General features: G+C 41.1%; 10 protein-coding genes and 1 tRNA gene. 9 read left to right on the top strand and 2 right to left on the bottom strand.

What is annotated here, in order from left to right:
* Window positions 1-790 (top strand): T9SS type A sorting domain-containing protein (locus RI557_RS07925; protein ID WP_310683134.1); only part of this gene is annotated, 790 nt, incomplete at its 5' end.
* Between the two features lie 162 nt (window positions 791-952).
* Here RI557_RS07925 and RI557_RS11755 read toward each other — a convergent pair.
* Together RI557_RS11755 and RI557_RS07920 are read right to left on the bottom strand one after the other, a co-directional pair.
* Window positions 953-1,150 (bottom strand): PIN domain-containing protein, encoded by a 198-nt coding sequence (locus RI557_RS11755; RefSeq protein WP_409079689.1) that lies wholly within the window; start codon window positions 1,148-1,150, stop codon window positions 953-955.
* Window positions 1,147-1,350: a hypothetical protein gene (locus RI557_RS07920; protein ID WP_310668556.1), complete on the bottom strand. Its 204-nt coding sequence runs from the start codon at window positions 1,348-1,350 to the stop codon at window positions 1,147-1,149. The genes RI557_RS11755 and RI557_RS07920 overlap by 4 nt, the downstream gene beginning before the upstream one ends.
* Window positions 1,351-1,442: 92 nt before the next feature.
* Here RI557_RS07920 and purQ point away from each other — a divergent pair, with 92 nt between their 5' ends.
* The 8 genes from purQ to RI557_RS07880 all read left to right on the top strand — a co-directional run bounded on the left by purQ (window position 1,443) and on the right by RI557_RS07880 (window position 8,544).
* A complete protein-coding gene (gene purQ, locus RI557_RS07915) occupies window positions 1,443-2,135 on the top strand; it encodes a phosphoribosylformylglycinamidine synthase subunit PurQ (RefSeq protein ID WP_310683132.1) in 693 nt (230 codons plus the stop codon).
* Window positions 2,136-2,533: 398 nt separating this feature from the next.
* Window positions 2,534-3,310: a TatD family hydrolase gene (locus tag RI557_RS07910; RefSeq protein WP_310668554.1), complete on the top strand. Its 777-nt coding sequence runs from the start codon at window positions 2,534-2,536 to the stop codon at window positions 3,308-3,310.
* On the top strand, window positions 3,294-4,349 hold the full coding sequence (locus tag RI557_RS07905) for an asparaginase (protein ID WP_310683130.1): 1,056 nt from the start codon (window positions 3,294-3,296) through the stop codon (window positions 4,347-4,349). Before RI557_RS07910 ends, RI557_RS07905 begins: the two co-directional genes overlap by 17 nt.
* Complete coding sequence (locus tag RI557_RS07900; protein ID WP_310683128.1) at window positions 4,346-6,343, top strand: tetratricopeptide repeat protein; 1,998 nt, start codon at window positions 4,346-4,348, stop codon at window positions 6,341-6,343. The genes RI557_RS07905 and RI557_RS07900 overlap by 4 nt, the downstream gene beginning before the upstream one ends.
* A 120-nt stretch (window positions 6,344-6,463) precedes the next feature.
* A tRNA-Ser gene (locus RI557_RS07895) sits at window positions 6,464-6,550 on the top strand.
* An 82-nt stretch (window positions 6,551-6,632) separates the two neighbouring features.
* Entirely contained in the window at window positions 6,633-7,523 is an 891-nt protein-coding gene (locus RI557_RS07890) for a MotA/TolQ/ExbB proton channel family protein (RefSeq protein WP_310668551.1), read from the top strand.
* 4 nt (window positions 7,524-7,527) lie between these two features.
* Entirely contained in the window at window positions 7,528-7,944 is a 417-nt protein-coding gene (locus RI557_RS07885) for a hypothetical protein (RefSeq protein ID WP_310668550.1), read from the top strand.
* A gap of 12 nt (window positions 7,945-7,956) precedes the next feature.
* A complete protein-coding gene (locus RI557_RS07880; protein ID WP_310668549.1) occupies window positions 7,957-8,544 on the top strand; it encodes a biopolymer transporter ExbD in 588 nt (195 codons plus the stop codon).
* Window position 8,545 lies beyond the last annotated feature (1 nt).

Genomic DNA, 8,545 nt, shown 5'->3' with positions numbered 1-8,545 from the left:
TATTAATTCTTCTGTATATCGATTTATCCTCGAAAAAACACCTGTTTCTGGAGATCTTGTGTTTAATACTGATTATAGGCACATTGACTTTGAAGTAACAAATTGTGATGAAATCAACTCCATTGAAGTGAATGCACCAAACCTTATTAAAAACCCTGTTAGCACCCGAGATAATGAACTTGTGATACAACAAAATGATAGTCTCAAATATTTTTCAATTAATAACCCAAAGGGTGGATTGGATTTGTTTGATTTTAATGATAACAGGCAACTTGACTCAATTTATATCAGTCACGTTGCCAACTATTACGGAAAAAAAGATCTCGGCTTTAAGTTTAATCCTGAATTAAAAAGTGTTGAAGGCTTCCTAAATAAGGATACGGTAACAAATGTAGGCTTAACGGTTCAGTACAACTATGAATTGGAGGAATTGTGTAGCATGAAAAAAACCTTTGAAAATAACTCAGGAGATTTAGCTGATTATCTCGTTATCAATCAAAACGGCCCTGGGTTGAATAGCATTCAGGAAATGATGAGTACAAGCTGCTCTACTACGGGATTGGGAGAAGAGTCTTCACCTATTGTGACAGTTTATCCAAACCCCGCAAATGATCGAGTGTTCATTAAAGGAGTTAATAACGCAACTCCTTATGAGTTTTACTCGCTAACTGGAGAGGTTGTTAAAACCGGAACTCTTCAGGCAAATGGAGTAATTGACGTGAATCAATTTTCATCAGGCGTTTACTTGCTCAAAATAGGCGAACAAACTGAGAAAGTGATCGTGCAATGACATAAACTAAATCCCTCAAATAAAAATCCCGCTGGAGTTTTCTTGGCGGGATTTTTTATGACCTCTGTAGGTTAAAAACAGTTTTACGAATAAGTTAGAAATAAAAAGAGCTTGACTTGCTATTTAGGCTTAAGAATAGGAATTTTCTCGGAGAAGTCAATATCAAACTAAAATATTGAACAATAAGATGAATGAGACTTTTTTTAACAGTTTCTGATGATGGTGTTCGAGTTCGTCAAGAAGTGCAGTAGGCGTGTAAAAATCAAAAGTGTTTAGAGAATTGAATAACAAGTCGCAAATTGTACCATTGGGACTTAATATTGCACTGAAAACAATATTTGTGTCAACTACGATTATCACTTTACTAACCGGTCCTTATTTTCTTCCCACCATGTCGATTTTGAATCTTTTGCAAGATCATCAATCTGTTCTTGAGTTGCCTTGCTTTTAGAAGCTATTTCGCGAAATTTAATATAATCCAGGATCCGTTGTAGACCGGTTAAATCTGTACTAGAAGCAACCCTGATTAAAATTTCGTTTTTTGTTCTTTCTATTTGCATACCCAAATATACTCAATTTCATAAATCTAAGTTCCGTGTTGAAGCTCTAAAAAAACATCTACCTTTGCACCATTCTTTAAAAACTGGAAAAAATGAAGTTTGGAGTAGTCACTTTCCCGGGATCTAACTGTGATCAGGACATGGTTTACACACTGCGCAACATCATGGAGCAGGAAGTTGTTGAACTCTGGCACAAGGATACCGATTTGCAAGGTGTTGATTTTGTCGTTTTGCCGGGTGGTTTTTCTTATGGCGACTACCTTAGATCAGGAGCAATAGCCCAGTTTTCTCCAATCATGGAAAAAGTCATTGAGTTCGCGAATAATGGCGGTTATGTACTCGGTATTTGCAACGGCTTTCAGATTTTATGTGAAACAGGCCTATTGCCCGGAGCTTTGCTTCACAATGAAAACCAACGCTTCATCTGCAAAAATATTCACCTCAAAGCATCTACAAACAAGTCGCTCGTTACGGCCAATGCCGATTTACACAAAGCGTATAAAATTCCAATCGCGCATGCTGAAGGTCGTTACTTCATCGACAATGAAGGATTTCAAAAATTGAAAGATAACGATCAGATCCTTTACCAGTACTGCGATAAAGATGGTCACATCACGCCAGATGCTAACCCTAATGGCTCTGTAGATAACATTGCCGGTGTAACCAATGAAAAACGCAATGTATTTGGCATGATGCCTCACCCTGAGCGAGCTGCTGATGAAGCACTCGGAAATACGGAAGGCAAACTCATGTTCGACTCCATTTTAGAGCACGTACAGCAATAATACTTGCTTACAGTTTTGTTCTTCCAATATCCAGAGCCGAGAAATAAATTTGGCTTTACCTATATCTATACAGCTACGAGCTTTTTTGGCCTCGGAAACTGACGCGTAGAATTTCAGCAGAATGAGCGTTATTTTTGCTGTGTCTGAGCTCAGCCTTCGGGTTTTTCAAAAGAAAAACGCGCTAAAGGCGTTTGCGAGTTCAGTAAAAATAGTGAGTGACTGCTAGAAATTCGAGCGAGGTTTCCGTCAGCCTTGATCTTTCAGTTTTTTGGATCAAGCCAAAAAACAATAAAAATTCAGTGAAGCGAGTTTGAGGAGTATTTCAATTACCAAAAAGAAACAATGTATTTCAAAGGTTATTTGATTATTACTTCATTCGGATTGCTAATTTTGGCTTCATGCAATTCATTGATACGCATACACACATTTATTTGGAGGATTTCAAAGAGGATTTCTCTGAAATAATTTCGAAGGCAAAAGAGGAAAATGTCGAAAAGTTTTTTCTTCCTAACATCGATGCTGAAACCATCAAAGATGTAAGAGCACTCTACGAGTCAGATCCCAAAACCTACTACCCGATGGCAGGTTTGCATCCCTGTTCAGTAAAAGAAGACTGGCAGGAACAATTAGATCAGCTTAGGTCAGAGCTCGACACGGGAGACTACATCGCGGTTGGCGAAATCGGGATGGATCTGTACTGGGAAAAGAAATTCAAACCCGAACAGGAAAAAGCATTCCTCGAACAGGCTTCGTGGGCTAAAGAAAAAGGTCTGCCTATCGTTATTCACGTGCGAAAAGCTTTTGACGAGCTCTTTGAGTTAGTCGATCAAATCAATGACGATAAGCTTTTCGGGATTTTCCACTGTTTTACAGGAACCAACGAGCAGGCGAAGAAAATCCTCAACTACGGAGGATTCAAGTTGGGAATTGGCGGAGTCGTTACGTTCAAAAACGCAAAGTTAGATAAGGCTCTGACCGATATTTCTTTGGAAAATATAGTTTTGGAAACTGATGCACCTTATTTGGCTCCACATCCAAATCGCGGAAAGCGAAATGAGCCATCCTATATTCCGCTAATCGCTCAAAAAATGGCCGAGATTCACGATGTAAGCATTGAAGAGGTGTCACGCATAACAACGCAAAACGCAAAAGAAGTTTTTGGAATTGACGAATAAAAAGCCGCACATATTAGTTATTTACACCGGTGGAACTATCGGGATGGTGGAGGAAACCGGGAGTAGAGTCCTGCGTCCATTTGATTTTACGCATCTCACTCGTCAAATTCCCGAGCTCAACAAGCTCGATTATGTAATCGATACCATCGCGCTCGACAATCCGGTAGATAGCTCAAATATGAACCCGGTTATTTGGCTCGGACTGGCACGGATTATCGAAGAAAACTATGCAGATTACGATGGGTTTGTCGTTCTGCACGGTAGTGATACGATGTCTTACACCGCATCGGCATTGAGTTTTATTCTGGAAAATCTTGATAAACCCGTGATTTTAACCGGTTCGCAATTGCCAATTGGTGTGATCAGAACCGATGGAAAAGAGAATTTCCTAACTGCCGTTGAAATTGCCGGTGCGCGTGATGAAGAAGATAGGCCAATGGTACCGGAGGTTTGTATTTACTTTGAATATAAGTTGTATCGCGGCAATCGCTCTCACAAATACAGTGCTGAAAACTTCCAGGCTTTCAACTCGCCCAACTACCCGATTTTGGCTGAGGCGGGCGTTTCCATCAAATATTACAAGGAAAACATTGCCGGTTACAACGTTGAAGATTTGGTTGTCAATAACGTCTTCAACTCTGATGTAACCGTTTTGCATATTTTTCCAGGTCTGAATGAAGAAGTAGTACGCTGCATTTTGCTCAATGAAAATGTACGCGGAGTTATTCTCCATACTTACGGAGCCGGGAACGCGCCCACATTCCCGTGGTTCATCGATTTGTTAAAAGAAGCTGTCGATCAGGGGAAGTTACTCTACAATGTTTCCCAGTGTCAAACAGGAAGTGTCGATCAAACTCGCTATGAAACCGGCAAGGCGTTAAAAGACTTAGGTGTAGTGAGCGGAAAAGACATTACTTTAGAAGCTGCTATTACGAAAATGATGTACCTCCTGGGACACAACTTAGATGACGAAGAAATCACTTATTATCTCAGTAACCCGTTGCGTGGTGAGATGATGTCAGGAGCCTATTACCTATGAGTCAAAAAAAGCTTATACACATTGTACTGGTTGTTTTGGGGTTCATCATGTACGCCCAAACAACGAGCTATGAATACGCCCTCGATGACAAGATGGTCATCACGAACAACCAAATTACCCGCCAGGGATTTGAGGGGATTTCAAAACATTTTCAGCACGATGCGATGGACGGCTTTTGGGCATCAGAATACGGTATTCCGGTTGAAGAGCTCAACGACAAATCACGTGTGTCGGGTGGTCGCTATAGGCCGTTGACGTTGACAACGCACAGCATTGAATGGGCGCTTTTTGGTCAGAACCCGGGAGTGAGCCACACTGTCAATGCATTGCTTTACGGATTGTTAGGCCTCTTGATTTTCATGTGGCTGAGAGCGCTGTTTAAAGAAGAAAAAACCGATCCGCTCAAAACCGTTTCCTTTTGGGCAACTGTCTTGTTTTTAGTTCACCCTTTACACACTGAGGTTGTTGCAAACATCAAAGGCCGCGATGAAATACTCAGTATGCTCTTTGCCGTTTTCGCAGCATTCAAGCTCACCAAAGGTTTTGATACAAAAAAGAGCAAAGAGATTTGGATCGGTGCCGGACTCATGTTTTTGAGTTTATTGTCAAAAGAAACGGCAGCTCCAATGGTAGGTGTTGTTCCTGTTAGTCTGTGGATCTTTAGAAACTCAACTGTAAAAGAAATCATTCAGGTTTCGTGGCAGCCGCTTCTTTTGGCGTTGCTCTATATTCTTATTCGCAGTAGCGTTGTCAATCCATCACCTTCAGAACCTACAGAGTTGATGAACAACGCATTTGTCAATGCAAATACCTCTCAAAAATGGGCGACTATATTTTTGACAGTAGCAGCTTACGTGAAATTGTTGTTTTGGCCCAATCCGCTCACGCACGATTATTATCCCTATCATTTACCCTTCATCGATGTAGAGCAGCGATATGCTGAAATGTCACATCCGGCTGCTCTTCTCGGTTTGGCTCTGACTGTAATATTGGCGATTTGGAGTTTGTGGGGAATTGTAAAAAGGAAGAAAAGTGCATTTGGAGCCATCTTTTTCGTGGCTACATTTATTCTGGTAAGTAATCTGTTGTTTCCGATTGGCGTATTCATGAACGAACGTTTTATGTTTATGCCAAGTCTCGGTTTCGCCATAGCAGTCGTTTGGTTTGGTAAAAAGCTAATTGACGAAAAACAATCCATGGCGATTGTAGCAAAAGGCTTGTTAGTAGTGGCCGTTGCAGGTTTTGCCATTTTGACTTTCGGTCGGAACCCGGCCTGGCGGAATGACCAAACCCTGGCTCTGACCGATGTAAAAGTGAGTGAGGGTAGTGCCAAGGCGCACATGGCTGCTGGAGATGCTTTGCTGAAAAGGATTAGAGAAGAAAAAAATCAGCAGAAGAAAAATGAGATGATCAATGAAGCTTTTCAACACCTTCAAACTTCATTGAATATTTATCCGGGATATTTTCCACCACTCGATTTAATGGCTCAGGTTTATTTTCATTCCGGTAATTATATGAAATCTGCAAAGCTCTATAAACAATGTGCCGATAGGAAGCCCGGGAAATACCAGTTTGTGAAAAATATCATCGCCTGCGCATCCAGACTCAAACAAGATGAACAATATCAAAAAGCTGTTGAGGTTTATGATATTGCACTTTCGGTTGATCCATCAAATACTGATGCGTTACAGCAGGGGGCTGAGGTTTATGCGCGAAACCTGGGAAATGTAACTGCAGCTAAAGATATGCTTGAACGAGCATTGAGTGTTGCGCCAAACGATCCGCAGATATTACAAAAAATGGGAATCGTCTATGCAATGAGCGGAAACCCCGGAGAAGCGATAGGATATTTTGAAAAAGCGATGCAGCTAGCACCTAATGATGCTTCTATTGTCAAAAACACCGGTGTGACTTACATGCAGCTCGGTAATAGAGAAAAAGGACAGGCATTGCTCAACAAAGCAAAACAGTTAGAGGCCCCAACCGCACAATAGATGTAACCGTAGTAGTGTTAAAAGATTTTTAGAATCAAAACCCGATACACTTTGTTGTTTTAAAAAATTTGTAGTTTAGTGGCGCTTTTTAGGCGTAGAAGCTTAGTGTTTATTGTGTAAGGAGAGGTGCCAGAGTGGTCGATCGGGCTCGCCTGGAAAGCGAGTGTACCTTCACGGGTACCGAGGGTTCGAATCCCTCTCTCTCCGCTCAGTGTAATATTGAGCTTGTAAAAACGTAATTAATTTAAACCAGAAATAGAAAATAACTAAAAACCAAACAGCAACAATCATGAAAAAGTTATTTGCTTTAATGGCGCTTGCAGGATTCCTAACATTTGGAGCAACTGCATACGCGCAAGAAGGCGGAGATACATCGCAAACTGAAGCGACAATGAACTCCGGTGATTCAACGATGGCATCAGATAATGATACAGCATCTTCTGATACAACAGCTATGGCTGATGAATCTGAAGCAACTGCATCAACAAATGAAAGCGAAGAAGCAGCAGCAGGAGACAAAAAGAAAAAAGCTGCTGAAGAGCCTTCATTCCACCAGGTAGTTAAAGACAAGTTTATCGAAGGTGGTCCCGGCTTCATGTCTTTCGTTGTGATTTGTTTGATTTTAGGTTTAGCGATTGCTATCGAAAGAATCCTATACCTTTCATTGGCTACAACAAATACAAAAAAGCTTCTTGAAGAAACAGAAAGCGCGCTTAACAACAATGGTGTTGACGCAGCTAAAGAAGTTTGCCGCAACACTCGCGGACCAGTAGCCAGTATCTTTTACCAGGGACTTGATCGCTTTGATGAAGGCGTTGATATGGTAGAAAAATCTGTTGTTTCTTACGGAAGTGTTCAGGTAGGCCAAATGGAAAAAGGTGTTTCCTGGATTTCTCTCTTTATCGCACTTGCACCAATGCTCGGTTTCTTTGGTACTGTAATCGGGATGATTCAGGCATTTGATGCAATTGCTGAAGCGAACAACATTTCTCCTGGTATTGTAGCAGGTGGTATTGGAGTAGCTTTGATTACAACAGTATCTGGTCTTCTCGTAGCGATGATCCTTCAGGTATTTTACAACTACATTATTGCGAAGATCGATGGTATCACTAATGATATGGAAGATGCATCAATCGCATTAGTTGACCTTATCGTGAAGTACAACGCTAAAAACAAGTAAGAATATGGATCGCATACCAAGAATATTAATGATAGCACTCATCGTCATTTCGGTAATTGTATTCGTTATGGCGGTTGGAGTGAGCGAGGACGATCCCTCTAGCTATGGCAACGCTGACCCATTGCTTTATGTAGGCTACATTTACTTTGGCTTGTCCACTTTAGTAGCTCTACTTGGTGCATTGGTTGGTGTTATTCAAAAGCCTCAAAATGCTAAGGATATTTTGATTGGAGTAGGTGGTTTGCTACTTGTAGTGATTATCGCTTATTCTCTTTCAACTGGATCTGACTACGCGCAATATGATGACACCACTGAAGGGTGGTCGCACTTCTCGGGAACATTACTTTATACCTTTTACCTGCTCGCAATTGGAGCTATTGGTTCAATAATCTTCTCAGGAGTGTATCGTTTAATACGATAAATTAATACGAATATGGCAAAAAGAGACACACCTGAAATAAATGCAGGGTCGATGGCAGACATCGCCTTCCTGTTGTTGGTTTTCTTCCTGGTAACTACCACGATGGACTCTGATTACGGGTTGTTGCGTAAATTGCCACCGCCACTCCCGCCTGAAACGGTGGAGCCACCACCAATTAAGGATCGAAATGTGTTTGTCGTATTGGCAAACGCTAATGATCAGCTTTTGGTGGAAGGTGAAGTCATGGAAATCTCTCAACTTAAAGAGTCTGCAAAGGAATTTATTGCAAATCCGCAAAGAAAAGATGACTTGCCGCAATTTAAAGTTGAAGAAGTTCCATACTTCGGTAAAACAGAAATCTCAAAGCAGGTTATTTCTCTTCAAAACGACCGCGGTACATCTTATGACTTGTACATTCAGGTACAAAATGAGTTGGCGAGAGCTTACGATGAGTTACGTGATGAGTTAGCTCGTGAAAAGTTTGGCCAATCATTCCAATACCTGGTTGATACAGGACAAAAGAAAAAAGTAAGCGCTATTAAAGACGTTTACCCGCAGCGTATTTCTGAAGCGGAACCTAAAAATACGGGAGGAAATTAAT

The organism is Salibacter sp. (assembly GCF_031581065.1).
Classification (GTDB): domain Bacteria; phylum Bacteroidota; class Bacteroidia; order Flavobacteriales_G; family Salibacteraceae; genus Salibacter.
This window is presented reverse-complemented; position numbering and strand designations above follow the sequence as displayed.